Origin of the sequence: Acinetobacter sp. RIT698 (assembly GCF_009668065.1) — a bacterium.
Classification (GTDB): Bacteria; Pseudomonadota; Gammaproteobacteria; order Pseudomonadales; family Moraxellaceae; genus Acinetobacter; species Acinetobacter guillouiae.
Map to the genome: position 1 here is coordinate 100,401 of NZ_WJYH01000006.1, position 16,976 is coordinate 117,376.

The window sequence follows — 16,976 nt, forward strand, 5'->3', positions numbered from 1 at the left end:
TGGCTTCCTACGATAAAACTTTGGCTGAAATAACTGATTTAGGTAAATAGTCATATAATTTATCGATCATTTTACGACGTACCTGTGCAGCATTCTCAGAATTCAGTTGATCTAAACTTTGGATACAACCATATTTAATATTGTCTTGATTCAATGCTTCTACAAACGCAGGTAAGCTTTCAGCATTTTTCAAATAAGCCAAAGCCAAATCAGGCTTTAAAACAGCTTCATTTTTTTGAATCTTTAAATGATTCATCAAGGAGATTGGATTTAATTGTTCGACACTTCTAAACTTATACTTAATCTGTGTTTCTAATAGGTATGGATGACACAATAAATATTCACTTAAAATTTTACGATCGACACAGTGTGGATAATGATGGATTTCAAAAAACTCTTTAAATCCTAAAATATCAGCACCCAGCATTTGTGCAATCACATGACCAGGTTGAATCGGTTTATTAAAATTACGATTTAAAAATTGACGATATTTCAGCTTGGTCTTGTAACTAAAGCAACTTTTCCAGTGTCCATAGGTGACGATTTTATCGCTCTCAAGAAAATCTTCAATTTGAGCTGGTGAATTAAAAAAGAAGTCATCATTTAAGTAGATAAAATAATCTGAAAGCCCGTTGATATTCCATAACATGCTTTCAATTGACCGGGTGTTAAACGTGGGTAGAAATTGCGTATAACCGGCAAAAATCTCACGATGATCAACGACACGAATTTTATTTGCATCACAAAGACCTTGCGCTACAAATTCATTTAAAAATTCAGGCTGCTGATTATCTGTAACAATGAAAATATGACGGCAAAAAGGCACATACTTCAATATAGATGCAATGTTGTAATAGATCTCATCATTACTGGCAAAACGTGTATCGCTCACAGCATCTGAGGCATCACCACCTGTGAGATATTGCTGACGTTTACGTTTTAACTCAACATCATTGCCATCGACCCAAGCAATCACGATATCAAGGTTTTGCATCTATATTGTTCTCAAATGTTCTAATCATCTAAATAAAGTTATTGCCAAGCGTCTTTAATCCAGTCTGAAGGCAACACATAGCGATACCATTTACCCCCACCTCCAGTTACGGCATCAGGTGGATTAATTTCCCCATGGAAAATAATAATTTTGGCATCTTGTGGCTTGACTGGTGGCTTAAAATAAGCCAATGGTAGCTTTTGCAAACAATGATATTTATAACTCTTACACCAATCTTTTGGCCAGTAGCTAAGTTTTTGCTGCTGATCTACATACCAAGACAAATATTCTTGTTCATTTCGAAATTTATGACTAATTTCTTTAAAGTTTTCACGGAAATAAGGCAAGATGTCAGGAAAAGTACCCAACTTAAAACGATAAACTGAGCTATTCCCAGTCACACGCCAAGGACGTTTCCAGTCGTGAATAATGAGGAATTCACCTGGGTAGCTAAAGAAGTCATCAATGTTGTCTACAATGACCACATCAAGATCTAAAAATAATAAATTACCTTTTAAACCATATAAATCAGGTTCAAAAGTCGATAACTTATTCCATCCACGTTCAGGACTTCCTTCAGGCAATGCTAACGGCGGAATTGGAAAGCATTGAACCTCTGGATTAATACCTTCTGTACGGTCAGTCAAACACACCATTTGGAAATCAATTGTGGTATGTCGTTTGACCATGTTATATAGGCGATTGACATAATCAGCACCATATTTGCTGCCCCACTTCATACACAAAACGATATTCTGTTCTGATTCAACTAAATTCGACTGTAAATTTGATTCATTGACCTGCATGCATCAATCTTCCACCTGAACAATCCCTATATCATACCATTACCATCGCCAAGTTACTGTATTCGATTGCATATGCTGAACAATTTGTTTCATGAGAATATGCTATGATGCGTTAACAATTTACATTGATCATGATCATTTTAATTGTTCGATATTTTATTGAGCAATCTTTTTTGAATGAACGCTCTGTGAAATTGAATACAACTTTTGCAAGCACATTTTCTATATTAGGTTTTTATGAAAATAGCAGTCGCTGGAACAGGTTACGTTGGCTTATCCAATTCAATGATATTTGCACAACATCATGAAGTTGTTGCAGTAGATATTTTAGAATCTAAGGTTAACTTGCTCAACAATAAAATATCGCCCATTCAAGATGCGGATATTTCATTATTTTTAAAAGAAAAATCATTAAATTTTACAGCCACGACAGATTATCAAGCAGCTTATCGCAATGCAGATTTTGTGATTATTGCGACCCCAACGGATTACGACACCAAAACCAATTATTTTAATACGCAAAGTGTCGAAAGCGTGGTTCAGCAAGTCTTAGAGGTCAACCCAAATGCAGTGATGGTGATTAAATCAACTGTCCCTGTCGGCTTTACCAAGAGCTTAAAAGAAAAATTCCACACTGAAAATATTATCTTTTCTCCAGAATTTTTACGTGAAGGAAAGGCATTGCATGACAATTTGTACCCTTCCCGTATTATTGTTGGGGAAAAATCTGATCGCGCAAAACTATTTGCTGACTTATTGATCGAAGGCGCCATCAAAAAAGACAGCCCTGTTTTATTTACTGACGCAACTGAAGCTGAAGCAATTAAGTTATTTGCCAATACCTATCTCGCTATGCGCGTTGCCTATTTCAATGAACTGGATACCTATGCGCAAATTTTTGGTTTAGATACTCATCAAATTATTGATGGTGTTTGTCTAGATCAACGTATTGGTAATCACTATAACAATCCGTCATTTGGTTATGGTGGCTATTGCCTACCGAAAGACACCAAACAACTTTTAGCCAACTATAATCACGTTCCAAGTAATTTGATTCAAGCTATTGTTGACTCAAACAGTACGCGTAAAGACTTCATCGCAGACTCGGTAATTGCACGTAATCCCAATAAAGTTGGTATTTATCGCCTAGTGATGAAAAGTGGTTCAGATAATTTTAGAGCGTCCGCAATCCAAGGTGTGATGAAACGCATCAAAGCCAAAGGAATTGAAGTGATTGTCTATGAACCGACTTTACAAGAAGATGAGTTCTTTAAGTCCAAAGTCGTCAATGATTTAGAACAATTTAAACAGCAAAGTGATGTGATTATTGCCAATCGGGTTTCTAATGACTTAAGTGATGTATTAGATAAAGTCTATACACGAGATATTTTCGGAGCAGATGAATGAAAGTCCTCGTCACAGGTGCAGCAGGTTTTATTGGCTTCAATGTTGCAAAAAAACTTTTAGAGCGTGGTGATGATGTTGTCGGCTTTGACAATATGAATGATTACTATGACCCCGCATTAAAACAAGCCCGATTAGCAGTTCTCAAAGATACGGCGGCACAAACCCAGCAAACGTTCACTTTTATTCATGCCAATCTTGCTGATAAAGCAATCGTTGATCAATGTTTTCAAGATCATCAATTTGATCGGGTGATTCATTTGGCTGCACAAGCTGGTGTCCGTTACTCATTAGAAAATCCATTGAGTTATGTCGAAAGTAATTTAATTGGCTTTACCAATATTATTGAAGCATGCCGTTATGCCAAAACGCCACATTTAACCTATGCCAGTACCAGTAGTGTTTATGGCGCGAATACCACCATGCCATTTAGTGAAAAACATGGTGTTAACCATCCTGTGCAGTTCTATGCGGCAACCAAACGTGCCAATGAACTCATGGCGCACAGTTATAGCCATCTCTTCAATTTACCGACAACCGGCTTACGCTTTTTTACTGTCTATGGTCCTTGGGGCCGTCCAGACATGGCTTTGTTTAAGTTCACCAAGAACATTATTGAAGACCAACCTATTCCTGTATTCAATCACGGCAACCATACCCGTGACTTCACTTTTATTTCAGATATTGTGGAAGGTGTGATTCGTTCAAGTGATCAAATTGCGCAACCTGATCCAAACTGGGACAGCAAAAATCCTGATCCATCGACCAGTTATGCGCCTTTCCGTATTTTCAATATCGGCAATAACAATCCAGTAAAATTGATTGAATATATTCATGCTATTGAAAAAGCTTTAGGCAAAGAAGCAATTTTAGAATTACTTCCATTACAACCAGGCGATGTGCCGGATACTTTTGCGGATAGTAGTGCTTTAGAACAGATGGTCGGATACAAACCATCGGTATCTGTTGATGATGGTGTTAAGCAATTCGTAGATTGGTATCGAGATTTTTATCAGGTTTAATCAATAGTATTGTTCAGTTTAAAGCTTAATTTTAGCATTTGAATTTTGCTTTCAATTCTTTCAATACTCAAATTTAAGCACAAAAAAAGGATTCCACTAGGAATCCTTTTTAGCATTCAGCCACTTATTTTACATAAGTCAGCCAATGTGCATATTTTGGATCTTTACCTTGAACAGCATCAAAGAATGCTTTCTGAATCTTCTCAGTAATCGGACCACGTGCACCTGAACCAATTTCACGATCATCATATTCACGGATCGGCGTCACTTCAGCAGCAGTCCCAGTAAAGAATGCTTCATCACCAATATAGAATTCATCACGGGTAATACGACGTTCAACAACTTCAATACCCATATCTTTCGCAATGGTGATAATCGTTTGACGCGTAATCCCATCCAATGCACCGCCAGCAATATCTGGTGTATGTAATACACCGTCTTTGACTAAGAATACATTTTCACCTGAACCTTGGCATACATAACCTTGAGGGTCCATAAGCATTGCTTCATCATAACCAGAATGCGCCACTTCTTGGTGTGCAAGAATAGACAAGGTATAGTTACCTGAAGCCTTGGCTTTACACATAGTCACGTTAGGGTGATGGTGCGTAAATGATGAAGTTTTAACACGAATACCTTTTGCCATTGCTTCATCACCGAGGTAAGCACCCCAGCTCCATGCAGCAACTGTCGCATGAATGGTATTATCAGTTGCAGCGATACCTAATTTTTCCGAACCAATGAAAATAATTGGGCGTAAATAGCATGACGCCAATTTATTTTCACGGACAACATCAATTTGAGCTTGTTCAAGAGTTGCTTGATCAAATGGAACTTTCATTTGATAAATTTTTGCAGAATTTAACAAACGTTTTGTATGGTCTTGGAGACGGAAAATCGCAGTACCGTTAGGTGTTTCATAAGCACGGACACCCTCAAAAACACCCATACTATAATGTAATGTATGAGTTAAGACGTGAATTTTAGCTTCACGCCAATCAACCATTTGTCCATCTTGCCAAATAAAACCATCACGATCAGCCAAATTCATGGCGCACACTCCAAATTTTTACACAATTATTCACTTTCCAAAGCGAAACTCGCTGTTGGATCAATTAATCTTTGCCATAACTTGCAAACGACCTCTCGGGTATCGTGCCAATCCGCAGCACTCACTTGCATATTATGATTTGCAAGTGCCAAACGGTGGCTCTCGGCGCGTTCACTGAGATAAGCTTGAATCAATGCGGATACATCGTCGCTGGATAAGCAACCTGCCTTTGCGGCATCTTCAAGGATTCGTACGTTGTCGGAATAATGGGCGAGATCAGGATTCGTCCCACTCCAGGCTAATACGACATACTGTGCCATAAATTCGATGTCAACGATACCACCTGCATCCTGTTTTAGATGAAAAATTCCATCTTTTTTCTGATCTTTTGAGGAACCCAAATGATCTTTCATCTTCTGGCGCATGTTCAAGACTTCTTTGCGAACCGTTTCTTCTTCTCTTGGTAATGTGAGAACCCTGCAACGCAATTCTTCAAATTTTGCTCTTAGGCTTTGCTCACCAGCAATTGAGCGTGCGCGAACAATTGCTTGATGTTCCCACAACCAGGCACTTTTGAGTTGGTACTGTTCAAATGCTTTTAAACTGGTGACCAATAAGCCTGCTTCACCAGAGGGGCGCAAACGGGTATCAATTTCATAGACTCGACCATCTAAAGTTTGTGTGGTCATCAGAGACATAAATTTTTGCGCAACACGCATCGCAAATTCAAAACCACTAATGGCCTTTTGACCATCAGTATCTGCTTGCTCATCCATATAATGAATAAAAACCAGATCGAGGTCTGAACCATAGCCCAGTTCAATGCCGCCTACTTTGCCATAACCAATCACAGCATAGGCCATGTGGTCTAATGAACAACGTAAGCCTTCTGCATCGACAGGATAACCATGACGCTTGGCAACCGTCTGATAAGCCAAATTTAATGTCGCAATCACAGAAACTTCTGCAATATCTGTTAAAGCATCCGAAACTTTCATCAACGGGCTTTCTGCTAGTACATCGCTTGCGGCAACGGTAAGCACATTGGATTTTTTAAATAAGCGCAATACTCGCATTTGATCTTCAACTTGATCAATTTCAATACGCAGTAATTGCTGGCGTAGTGAATCTTCCAAATAATCTCGTCGAGGCAGTTCAAAATCCATGGATAAAAACTCATCCAGCAGAACTGGATAATGTGTCAATTCCTCACAAATCCATGGACTGACTGTCGCCATTTTGACCAAACGTTGCAGCGCCCCTTTGCTTTCAATCAGCATCACCAAATACACAGTACGGCGCATTACAGATTCGACCAACGGCATCAATCTCATTAAAGCCACTTGCGGACTATTCGACTGTAAAACTGCTTCAACCAAATGCGGCCAGAATTCTTTTAAACGCTGTACAGCTTTAGCAGGCAGTTTCTTGATTGCATGACCATACCAAAACTCATGAATCAGATTTTGAGCATTACTGTCTAAGATCTCATTGAGCTGGCTTTCCAACTGACTAAAGCTTTCAATTGGAGAATCTAGCCCTTTTTCTTTAATCAAAAGCTCAAATTGAAACGTTACTTTGCTGCGCTTTTGGTTGAGAAAATCAATAAAAGCAGCCCAATCATCAAAACCCAAGGTATCAATTATTCGCTGACGAAGTTCAGGTTCTGTCGGTAAAGATTGTGTTTGCTGGTCATTCAAAGCTTGAATAGCATGCTCTACACGTCGTAAGAATAGATAAGCATCTTCAAGATCCTCAACGGATTGATGATCGAGTAATCCCGCCTCACCCAAATGTTTTAGGCTAACAAGGCATTGGCGGTCTTGTAACTCTAATTTTGCTCCGCCATAAATCAGCTGAAAAACCTGCACAATAAATTCAACTTCACGAATACCACCAGCGCCCAGCTTAATATCATCTGCAATGTTACGCCGAGCCACCTCTCGTTCAATCATGGCTTTCATTTCACGCATGGCTTCAAAAGCGGTGTAATCTACATATTTACGAAAAACGAATGGGCGGGTCATGTCCAATAAACTGTCACCGTCTTGTCCACCTGTGATAATACGTGCCTTAATCCATGCATAACGTTCCCACTCACGCCCATGCTGACTTAAATATTTTTCTAAAGCCACATGACTTATTGCCAGTGCTGAACCATCCCCCCAAGGACGTAAACGCATATCCACACGGAATACAAAACCATCTGCAGTAATGTGATCCAATAAATAGATCAGCTTTTGCCCCCACAAGATGCAAAATTGCTGTACATCAATACACTTACGACCATTGCTTTCACCTTGTTCATCAAAGGCAAAAATCAGGTCAATATCACTAGATAAGTTCAGCTCTTGTGCCCCAAGCTTGCCCATCCCAATGACGATCAAATCTTGAAGCTTTCCGTTATAACCCATTGGTTCGCCATGTTTTGCTAGCAAAGGAATTCGGGCAAAATCTTTTGCTGCAACGATACAGGCATCTGCAAAATCAGACAGTTCTCGTGTCAACTTCACCACATTGGTCAGTTGGTTGGCATCTTGCCAAATCCAACGAAACATTAAGCGAGCACGAAGAATACGTAAGACTTTCATCCACGTATTTTCATCTTGAATATTGACTAAATGATCGTAAACAAGTTGTTGAATTTGAGCTGTACTGAGCGATTGTTGAAATTGATCAATTGCATAATCATGTTCTAAAGTGGCTTGATGTAGACTTAATACTTGTTCTGCATACTGACTTGCATGTAATGTTTTTTGCAATTGCTCAATGTTCATTGAAAAGCCTGTACTTATGTTTTATCAACTTATTTATAGCAGTTTGCTTTACATTTAGGGAGGTTTTTGTACTTTTCTTAAAAAACAAAGCTCAAAAAACCACCACCCACAATCAAGCTAAATTATTCAAATATAAAATTATGAAATTTTTATTTTATCTTGCTTGATTTCAGGACAAACCAAAGTTTGATGGGTGTTTTTTGCAGCAGGTAACGCAACAATAAAAGTCGTTCCCTCACCTGTTTTAGAGCTTACAGAGATTTTTCCATGATTGAGATCCACAAATCGTTTACATAGAACCAGCCCTAAACCTGTTCCTCGCTCCCCAATGGTACCTTTTATACTGGCTTTGATCTGTGGTTCAAACAGTTGCTCAATTTGCGACTGTGTCATTCCCAAACCAGTATCATGAATAATAATTTCTATATTTTTCCCTACTGGGTGCGCAACAATGGAAACTTTTCCAGAACCATCAGTACGGGTAAACTTCAAAGCATTTGAAACCAAATTTTGAATTACCGAGGTCACCATATTCATATCAGCAAAAACACTTAAATCCTCAGCAACATTTTCAATCAGTTGTATATTTTTATTTACTGCCAAAGGCTTAAGCACATCGTAAACGATCTTTGTGGTCTGTTTTAATTTAAAATTAATCGGGTGATAAACAAAGCGTCCACCTTCTGCCATCGCCCAATTGAGCAAATTTTCAAGTAAGGAATAAGTCGATTGCAAGGTATCATGCAGATAGTCTGCAATATCTTGTATACCGTCATCACTCAATGTTTCTCGTTCATTTGCTAAAACATCCGAAAAGCCAATTAACCCATGGAATGGCGCACGTAAATCATGTGCAATGACTTGGAAAAACTTGGTCTTACTAAAATTTAAAGCACGTTCTTGCTCATATAGCTCATAATAATCTTGAGATTCAGATTTACGCGCTAAAATCGTCACCAAACCTGAGCTAAGTTCTTCTAATAAAGCCTGTTGTTTGCTTGTAAACCTTGTATCTTTATCATCATAAAAATAAACATGTGCAATAGAGTCATCATCTTCTAACTTAAAGTCATAGCATAATAAGCGTTGGTGTTTTATTCCAATTTCAGCCATATATTGCGAGAATTTTTCATAATTTTTATGGGTTTCTGAAACGATGAGCTGACTGCCAAAATACGGTGATAAACTCAGTTTATGCGGAACTGATGCGGCTTTGAAATCACCGTCTTCATTTGCAACCCAAATATAAGGTTCATTATGAAAAGTAAAAAAAGCATTTTCTACATTGAGAACGGCACGCGCTACACGCAAATAGCGTTCAATTTTATTATTTGAGGTATAGACCCCTAAAATCAGCGATAGTCGACAAGCACTGAGCTGTTCGGTCTGATGAGCTTCTAAGAATTCTAATTTCATGTTTACCTCATTTGCACTTTCAGTTAACACGTTAGTTATTTAAATCGCCCACTTTTAAATATCAATTGCTTCCAAACACATCAAAACTTAAGACAGATTGCAAAACACAGCTTTGGAAGAGCACTTACAAATGTTCACATAAAACAATATAACAGCAATACAATCAAATAAAAACAATGGGGTGAAAATTTCGATAAATTTCACATTTTTTTCAACATGAGCAATCAGTTAGAGCCTTATATATTTTTATGATTTGAATAGAAAAAACTAGGCATTTTATAAAAGCCAATGGTTTAAAACATGGTGATCAAATTAATAAATCAGATATCAACCTATTGGCATCTATAGCCAAGTTTAGGGATGCAGAAGTCGCTGTAAAAAGACAAAATAGTAAAATTCGGCATCAACCAGAGCAAGGATATACCTTGAATGAGTCAGGAAATACGTTATTTTTAATTTATTAAAAAGAGTATTTCAAATAAATAAACCACACCATACAAGATCATAAAAATCAGAGATAGCAGAGTTAAATTTAAAATGAATTTGAGTATTTTATACGTCTTGAAATGCTTTTCACGAAATTGTATTGAATACTGTCTAAATGGCGCAAAAAATTTAAAAATCGCACTATACAGCCCTCTTTTATCTTCAGGCGTGTTTGGAACAACGGTACCTTTGACAAGAATACGATAAGCACTGTTAAAAATTCGTCCGAATATGTTCATCGGACGATCAACATCACACATCAGAATTAAACGCGCTGAATTTGCTGTGTTATATGCAAAATGTGGGTAGGTTTCATCAAAGACAAAATCTTTACCATCAAACCAAGTACTGGTTTGCCCATCAATATTAATTTGGCAATTTTCAGCGTTAGGTGTCAGCAAACCGAGATGATATCTAAAACTACTACCGATAGGATCTGCGTGTAAGCTCAGTTCAGAACCTGCTGGTAACAGTGAAAACATGGCACCGCGAATAGCAGGAACTTGATTAAGTAATGCCAATGTCTTGGGACATAATCTTTGCGCAGAAACATGCGATGTTCCATACCATTTTAAGTAAAATTTACTCCAACCACGTTTGTAAAAAGTGCGAAAACCAACATCATAATAACCGTCTGCTCCAGGTGTCTTGATCACTTCAAACACACCTGATGATTCTAATGCTACTGCCTCATCTCTAATAATTGTCCAATTGGCTCTAAGTACTTCAATATTTTCCAAAAAATCAGCATCTAATATTGGCTTTTTTGCAAAGCTGCGTGTCGTCATATACAGAACACAATTAAATGGTGCAAATATAGGCCAACTTTTTCTTAAATATTGTGAGAGTGACTCATAACGTGCTTTTCCTCGCCAACGGTATACATAAGTCATGGCTGCTATCGAATACACGATTAAACCAATGATGATCATAATACTTAGATTCATTATAATTTTACTCCGATTATGATTTCTGTATCCTCATGGTGTGTCCTTGATTTTCCTTAAATAAAACTAATCTTCTTTACTAGATAAGCCGCACTGAGATCATTTAGTTATTTTTCAAAATAGCGGGAAAAATAAAATATTTTCAAATTATTTAAAATACTTTTAACTATAACTAATTAATTTTATTATAGGCAAGAAATATGTACACCTTTGGTTAAGTTTTAAATGATTGAAATTAAAAATATTAACTGTCGTTGTTAAGTGATCAGGCGCTATTTATCGCATACTGATACTTGTTATAAAAATGCGTCATTAAAGAGGGATCGGTGGAACACTAGAAATTACGTAATTTTAATTAAGCATCAAACCCATGGTGTAGAAATGGTAGTCAAAAAAATCGTTTACTTATTTTTAAGGCTGGTTCAGCTAAATCCGCTTAAGGTCAAAATTTGTTATCCATTACAGTGACTAGGAGTGATAGCGATCAATTCCATTATAGCGAGCAAGATCGGAATCAGATTACACTGGTGTTCTGCTGGCTATCAAGATTTAGGTAAAGCCACACGTCAACGAGTGACCACAGATAACCCCGAAAACGGGTTGGAGGCAATAAGTTATTAAAGAAACAATCTGGTAATGTAAATACACAACGTGCCGCAGATGTAAAAATGAATGAGATAAAACGGCAAATGGCTAAATTTATCATTAGTCTCGCCTATAGCATACCTGAAATCAGTACAGAGTCACCTGTCAAACTAGATAGTTTTAAAAGTGAGATTGACCGATTGAAATGGATTGTTGAAAAATCCACTCATAGTTTCAATAAGAGTGGCGGATTAACAACATAATTAGAAGCTAATCTTTAATTTTATATTTATCCAATAAAGCTTTGACGACATTGCCTAGCGCCTGTCCTAGCAAAGGTGGTACAGCATTACCGACTTGGGTATATTGAGGAACTTCAAACTGTCGCATTTGCCCTCCCGTAGTCACTTTAGATCTAAACTCAAAATGATCAGGAAAAGATTGGATCCGAGCCATTTCCCGAACAGTTAAGGTTCTTAGCTCATCATGGTGATAGTGGCATGCATCATCAGGTATTGATAAAGCAGCAGGTGCAGGTTGAGTTGCAATTAATGCTTTTTGAGTTTGTTTTTTCGTTTGATGCTCCTTAAAGTATTTAATTAAGTCATCAATATTAGAAAACTTAGAATATTTATTTAAATCAACTAAGTAATCATGACTAAGTAAAATTTGTGCTGATTTTTCTGAAATAGAATAAATCTTTCCCTTCAATAAATCTAAAGCTTCTTTTTTTACTGCACTATCCAGTGTTTGAAGAATTTGATAAATCCTAAAACGTCTTTGTACGTGAATACCATTATTTCTTAAATCATGATTTTTTATTTTCTCTAATGATTCTAGATTAGGCATCAAAGTACTATTAATTAACTCAACATATTTAGAGTGTTGTGCCCCTTTATGACGTAAATCATCTATCGCATCTCGAACTGAAAATTCATTATTTTTATATTTTATCAGCGGGCTTAAAAAAGTATTATTGAATACGCTCAATTGCTCATCATGACTGACATCAAAATAACTTAAAGCACCATACTCAACATTTCCACCTTGTTTCAACTGCTCAACAAAACTCAAAGACTGTTTAAATATCTTTTGCTCTTGCTCGCTAAGCTTAGGATAAATATTATCAAATACATTTTGTCGAATCCCAAGAAAAATAAAGCGTGGACGATTTTGGGCCACACCTGCATATTTAGCATTGATATGTAGACATAATGGAATATAGTTTATTTGAGCAAAAGCTTTAGCAACCTCAAACCAGGCATAGTATTTTTTACCTTCGACATCAAATGCCCTTAAAATACCTGTGACATTTTCCAGTAATGCTATTTTAGGCTGAGTTGTTTGAACAAATTTTGCAAACTCCCATGGTAAAACATTACGCTTGTTATCGAATTGTCTTAAGCCTGCCATACTAAAGCTTTGGCAAGGTGGACCTCCTGAAACTAGATCTAATCCGCCCTTCTCGCCAAAAGCATTTTTTAATTCAGTTGCCTGCTTTAAGTTTTGTTCTAACCATAGATTCAATTGAACAATATTACCAACCACTAATTTTTTATTCAGTGTCGCATTTTCAGTAAGGTCTGTAATACCTTCCCCTAGTTCGGGGTAAGTTCTAGGATCCTCTCTTAAGCGTTCTTTTATTTTTTCTTTATTAAATTTAGTACTAAGCCAAACAACTTGGCTTTCTTGAGTCTCTTCACCCAGTTTTTCATTAAAAAAATTATATGCAAATGTCTCTGCTGCCATAGGGGAAAGCTCATTTGCCATGACTAATTTAAAACCTACAGACTCTAGCCCAAGTGACAAACCGCCACAGCCTGCAAACAATTCAATATGGTTCAAATTAGACATTCCTTTAACGAGACAATTTAATAACGTATGCATTTTAATTATAAACCAAATAAAAAACCAGGCTCAAACGACGCAAAATGTCGCTTTATAGCGTTGTTAAGTTGCTATTTTTGTTAAGTTGTGGAAATATTAGCTCAGGCCTCCCTGAGTAAGCCTACAGCCCGTAACTGTAAAAACCCCTTTTGGTTATCTCATTGAAAACACTTCTGTCTTTTTGTTTGTACAGGAAAGCTTTGTTACGGGTCGAGCATTTCCAAGTATGAACCAAAAAGGTGATTTCAGTGAAACAAGTACCAGTATTTCCAAAACGCCAAATCGAGCGTTTAAAAGATGATGCCAAAGATTTAAAAGATGAATTAAAAATTTCTCATACTTTGGCATTAAATAAAATTGCTCAACAGTATGGTTATAAAAATTGGATTGCTCTCAACAATGCATCCAAGAATCAAGAATCTTTAAATGATACTCCTATTTCAGTATCGCCATCTATTGTCCCTTATCCACTGATCAATGAAGATTTAATTCGCCATAACCGTGAGCTATTAGCAAAACTTGGTCTAGATCATAGTGAACTAATCATTACCGCAACGGGTATTGATAAATCTATTATGGATGCAGTTGCGCCCCTACGAGATTTTTTCAAGTTCAATCATTATCATGATTATTCAACACAAACTCAGGGCGATATTGAGAAAAAACCTGCAAAGTTAGTAATTAGCAGTGAAATTATCGATACACAAGTCAGTTTATATAGACCAAAAACAAAACAAGGTGATCCACGTATTTGGGTTTATAAACTAAAACCACATGTACAGGCAAATGACACACTTGCTTTGATTTTAGTTGATGGTTTGCTTTATGTTTTTAATATTTCTCAAATCGATTTAAGTCAACAACTTGCTTTACTACAAAAGTTTTCTGCTCAATCAGATGCGATCGCTATTGAGTTATTAGATAAGCTAAGAGCAATAGCAAAACTAGGTCCTTTAAAATCGATCAAGTCTGGCGATACTGGCATTGGCATGACCATTGAACATGCGCTTGGTATTTCAGCAAACTCGTCAAAGCATCCGGACTACAAAGGAATTGAGCTTAAATCTGCACGAGAAAAAGATAAGGCTCAAAAAACACGTTCAACTATTTTTGCTCAGGTTGCCAATTGGGATATCAGTCCTTTAAAAAGTAGCGGTGCAATTATTGATAAATATGGATATACACGGGATGAAGACTTAAAACTTTATTGTTCAATCAGTACTAAAGTTGCTAACTCTCAAGGTCTAATTTTTGAGTACTTAGAAGATAAAGACCTTCTCGTCGAAAAGCATATTAGTGATGGAGAAATAGTCGTTTGGAAAGGTTCTACTTTACGTCAGCGTTTAATTGAAAAGCATAAAGAAACGTTTTGGATCAGAGCTGAGTCTATTGAAATTAGTGGTATTGAGCATTTTGTTTTAAAGTCCGTCATTCATACTAAAAATCCGCTTATTGGTCAGTTTATGCCTCTTTTAAAAGATGGTGTGATCACTATGGATCATTTAATTAAACGTAAGAATGGAACAGGTAGTGCTGCCGAAAAAGGACCTTTATTTAAAATAAATCCTAAACACTTGAACTTACTTTTCCCTGAACAAAAAGAATATCAACTATAAGAGATTGTATTGAATGAATGAGTTGATCAATAACAATTGGTTTGTAAGTATAGCAACTGGCATAATTGTCATGGGTATTCCTAAAGTTTTTAACTTTATAAAATATCATTTAGGGAAAAAAGGGAAAGTCGGTAGATGTATTAGAAAGTCTAATCTTAAAGCTCTACTATATGTAAGAAAGATCTTAAAAGATGAGATTAAAATCAATAGAGAGATCATTAAGTATTATGCTTATTTGATAATTTTTCTTTTAAGTATGATGATCTATTTTTGGTTAATTATCAGTCTTACCATTCTTTCTGAAGGTTTTAGATTTTATGCAAATAATCATAATTTAACCTACAACATACTTGTGGTAATTGCCGCGTCTCCAATCTACATCTTTGAGATTCTTTATCTCAATCAAAAGGATCTCGTTGACAAAATATTTAAGTTTAGAAAATAAATAGTAAGTAGCCCTCAAATTTGAGGGCTTTTAAAATTTCATTATTTAGCTTGAAGTTGTTTGGTCGGGATCTGATACCGTTGAATCAGTTACAGTATTTCCATCATTAACATTTTCCTTTAAATTAATTTTAAGCAACTCAAAAAATTTTACCATATATTCTAATTTCACATATCCGACATATGAGTAAGCACCTATTATTAATATTAAATTCACCAAAAAAATCGAAAGAAAAAACTTATTAAATATAAAATCATCAGACATTTCCTGAATATAAATTATAGAAAATAAAGCAACTACAATAGAAGATAAAAAAACAAAGACACTACATAACTTATCAAAAAATTTAATTTTAGAATAAATATTATAAGGCATTAATATAAACATTGAAAAAATAGAAAAAATAATTAATTCACAGATATTTGAAATCGGAGATTCCTTACTTATAAAAACTTTATCAAAGAAGATAAAGCAAAGACCTAAGCAAACAAATATTGAAATAAACCTTGCAGTCCATACTAACCAATTAAAAGCACTATGTTTTGAATTTATAAATATTTTTGCACAAAATTCATACTTATCAATTGATTCATCTTTTACAACTTTATTATATATACCAATATCAATTATGCTTTTTGAAGCCATATACAAAGATAATAACTGATATTTATCCTGACATTTTAAAATAGCATCTTTAATATATTGTGGAACAGTTTCCCCACCAAAAACTTGATCAAAAATAGTACTACCTAATTTTTCATGTTGCCTTTTTTTATTTTTTGTATTGTCTACCTTTAAGAAAAATATTTTTAAATAAAAATGATTAGCTAAGAAAACCCAAACAACAAGAGCATTAAAAAGTATATAGCCTAGATTAAAACTTATATTATTCATTAATCTTCCCCATTACCTTGCTTAGCTTTTACCAATTCCGCACTTGCTTTAATCAACTCTGTACCTGCACTCAACTGATCCTGCATTAAATCCCCAATTTTATCATTTTGAGTTTGATCAATATCATTACCAAAATATCGTAGTGCAAGTTCTTTGGTAATTTCTTGCTGATCCTTCGTTTCTAATGACTTAATAAAAATAGGATAAGCATTAATTTCCACATGTGTTTGATAAGCTTTTTCATGTAGCTTCTTTGCATGCGCAGAACGACGTAAAAATAAAGTACACAATGTTATGCCCACAGCCAAAATTAGTATTTTTACTGAAATAAACACTGGCCAGTTAATTTGACCTATTGGAGTATTAAAAGTATAAGCAATAGATAAAATGGTACAACAAACAGTGATAATTAATGAGTTCCTAAAATATTCATTATTAAGTTCGAATTCTTCTTCATATTTTTCAGATAATTGTTGATAAATTTCGTCGGTTGCATTTGATTCAATTGCTAGTTTTGCAGCTTTAATATTAATAACTTCATTTTTTGCGTTATTTAATTCATCTTCTATCGTGTCAAATAAAATTTGACTTTTAAATCTCAAAAAAGAGTCATTAATTCTTCTAGCTGATATTCCGACATCTTCAA

The 16,976-nt window shown here is 35.7% G+C and carries 12 protein-coding genes and 1 pseudogene; 4 read left to right on the top strand and 9 right to left on the bottom strand.

Going from position 1 to position 16,976, the window contains the following annotated elements:
- Positions 1-7: 7 nt before the first annotated feature.
- Positions 8-994, bottom strand: coding sequence for a Stealth CR1 domain-containing protein (locus tag GJV03_RS04550; RefSeq protein ID WP_151957045.1), 987 nt, complete (start codon positions 992-994; stop codon positions 8-10).
- Positions 995-1,032: 38 nt separating this feature from the next.
- On the bottom strand, positions 1,033-1,800 hold the full coding sequence (locus GJV03_RS04555; RefSeq protein ID WP_004723130.1) for a hypothetical protein: 768 nt from the start codon (positions 1,798-1,800) through the stop codon (positions 1,033-1,035).
- 237 nt (positions 1,801-2,037) lie between these two features.
- On the opposite strand from GJV03_RS04555, the gene GJV03_RS04560 reads away from it, so the two are divergent.
- A complete protein-coding gene (locus tag GJV03_RS04560) occupies positions 2,038-3,207 on the top strand; it encodes a nucleotide sugar dehydrogenase (RefSeq protein WP_004723131.1) in 1,170 nt (389 codons plus the stop codon).
- The gene (locus tag GJV03_RS04565) at positions 3,204-4,226 is read left to right on the top strand and encodes an NAD-dependent epimerase (RefSeq protein ID WP_154129567.1); all 1,023 of its coding nucleotides are present in this window, start codon (positions 3,204-3,206) and stop codon (positions 4,224-4,226) included. Before GJV03_RS04560 ends, GJV03_RS04565 begins: the two co-directional genes overlap by 4 nt.
- A 124-nt stretch (positions 4,227-4,350) precedes the next feature.
- On the opposite strand, the gene GJV03_RS04570 is transcribed toward GJV03_RS04565, so the two are convergent.
- The 5 genes from GJV03_RS04570 to dcm form a co-directional block, all read right to left on the bottom strand.
- The gene (locus tag GJV03_RS04570; protein WP_004723137.1) at positions 4,351-5,277 is read right to left on the bottom strand and encodes a branched-chain amino acid transaminase; all 927 of its coding nucleotides are present in this window, start codon (positions 5,275-5,277) and stop codon (positions 4,351-4,353) included.
- A 26-nt stretch (positions 5,278-5,303) separates the two neighbouring features.
- Positions 5,304-8,054 carry a bifunctional [glutamate--ammonia ligase]-adenylyl-L-tyrosine phosphorylase/[glutamate--ammonia-ligase] adenylyltransferase gene (gene glnE, locus GJV03_RS04575; protein WP_154129568.1) on the bottom strand — a complete coding sequence of 917 codons (2,751 nt, stop codon included), beginning with the start codon at positions 8,052-8,054 and terminating at the stop codon, positions 5,304-5,306.
- 138 nt (positions 8,055-8,192) lie between these two features.
- Positions 8,193-9,470 carry a HAMP domain-containing sensor histidine kinase gene (locus GJV03_RS04580; protein WP_154129569.1) on the bottom strand — a complete coding sequence of 426 codons (1,278 nt, stop codon included), beginning with the start codon at positions 9,468-9,470 and terminating at the stop codon, positions 8,193-8,195.
- 452 nt (positions 9,471-9,922) lie between these two features.
- Positions 9,923-10,903, bottom strand: a complete 981-nt coding sequence (locus GJV03_RS04585) for an aspartyl/asparaginyl beta-hydroxylase domain-containing protein (protein ID WP_154129570.1) — start codon at positions 10,901-10,903, stop codon at positions 9,923-9,925.
- 855 nt (positions 10,904-11,758) lie between these two features.
- Entirely contained in the window at positions 11,759-13,333 is a 1,575-nt protein-coding gene (gene dcm / locus GJV03_RS04590; RefSeq protein WP_154129571.1) for a DNA (cytosine-5-)-methyltransferase, read from the bottom strand.
- Positions 13,334-13,623: 290 nt separating this feature from the next.
- On the opposite strand from dcm, the gene GJV03_RS04595 reads away from it, so the two are divergent.
- Positions 13,624-14,991: an MvaI/BcnI family restriction endonuclease gene (locus GJV03_RS04595; protein WP_354666832.1), complete on the top strand. Its 1,368-nt coding sequence runs from the start codon at positions 13,624-13,626 to the stop codon at positions 14,989-14,991.
- Positions 14,992-15,004: 13 nt separating this feature from the next.
- The gene (locus GJV03_RS04600; protein WP_154129572.1) at positions 15,005-15,436 is read left to right on the top strand and encodes a hypothetical protein; all 432 of its coding nucleotides are present in this window, start codon (positions 15,005-15,007) and stop codon (positions 15,434-15,436) included.
- A gap of 45 nt (positions 15,437-15,481) precedes the next feature.
- Here GJV03_RS04600 and GJV03_RS04605 read toward each other — a convergent pair whose 3' ends face one another.
- Both GJV03_RS04605 and GJV03_RS21400 read right to left on the bottom strand, forming a co-directional pair.
- On the bottom strand, positions 15,482-16,330 hold the full coding sequence (locus tag GJV03_RS04605; protein WP_154129573.1) for a hypothetical protein: 849 nt from the start codon (positions 16,328-16,330) through the stop codon (positions 15,482-15,484).
- Positions 16,330-16,976 (bottom strand): annotated as a pseudogene (locus tag GJV03_RS21400) (hypothetical protein); the annotation flags it as partial. The gene GJV03_RS04605 and the pseudogene GJV03_RS21400, both read right to left, overlap by 1 nt.

Bases quoted from the DNA above. Each gene is read 5' to 3' on its own strand.
- GJV03_RS04550 (WP_151957045.1), bottom strand. From the start codon at position 994: ATGCAAAACCTTGATATCGTGATTGCTTGGGTCGATGGCAATGATGTT.
- GJV03_RS04555 (WP_004723130.1), bottom strand. From the start codon at position 1,800: ATGCAGGTCAATGAATCAAATTTACAGTCGAATTTAGTTGAATCAGAA.
- GJV03_RS04560 (WP_004723131.1), top strand. From the start codon at position 2,038: ATGAAAATAGCAGTCGCTGGAACAGGTTACGTTGGCTTATCCAATTCA.
- GJV03_RS04565 (WP_154129567.1), top strand. From the start codon at position 3,204: ATGAAAGTCCTCGTCACAGGTGCAGCAGGTTTTATTGGCTTCAATGTT.
- GJV03_RS04570 (WP_004723137.1), bottom strand. From the start codon at position 5,277: ATGAATTTGGCTGATCGTGATGGTTTTATTTGGCAAGATGGACAAATG.
- glnE (WP_154129568.1), bottom strand. From the start codon at position 8,054: ATGAACATTGAGCAATTGCAAAAAACATTACATGCAAGTCAGTATGCA.
- GJV03_RS04580 (WP_154129569.1), bottom strand. From the start codon at position 9,470: ATGAAATTAGAATTCTTAGAAGCTCATCAGACCGAACAGCTCAGTGCT.
- GJV03_RS04585 (WP_154129570.1), bottom strand. From the start codon at position 10,903: ATGAATCTAAGTATTATGATCATCATTGGTTTAATCGTGTATTCGATA.
- GJV03_RS04600 (WP_154129572.1), top strand. From the start codon at position 15,005: ATGAATGAGTTGATCAATAACAATTGGTTTGTAAGTATAGCAACTGGC.
- GJV03_RS04605 (WP_154129573.1), bottom strand. From the start codon at position 16,330: ATGAATAATATAAGTTTTAATCTAGGCTATATACTTTTTAATGCTCTT.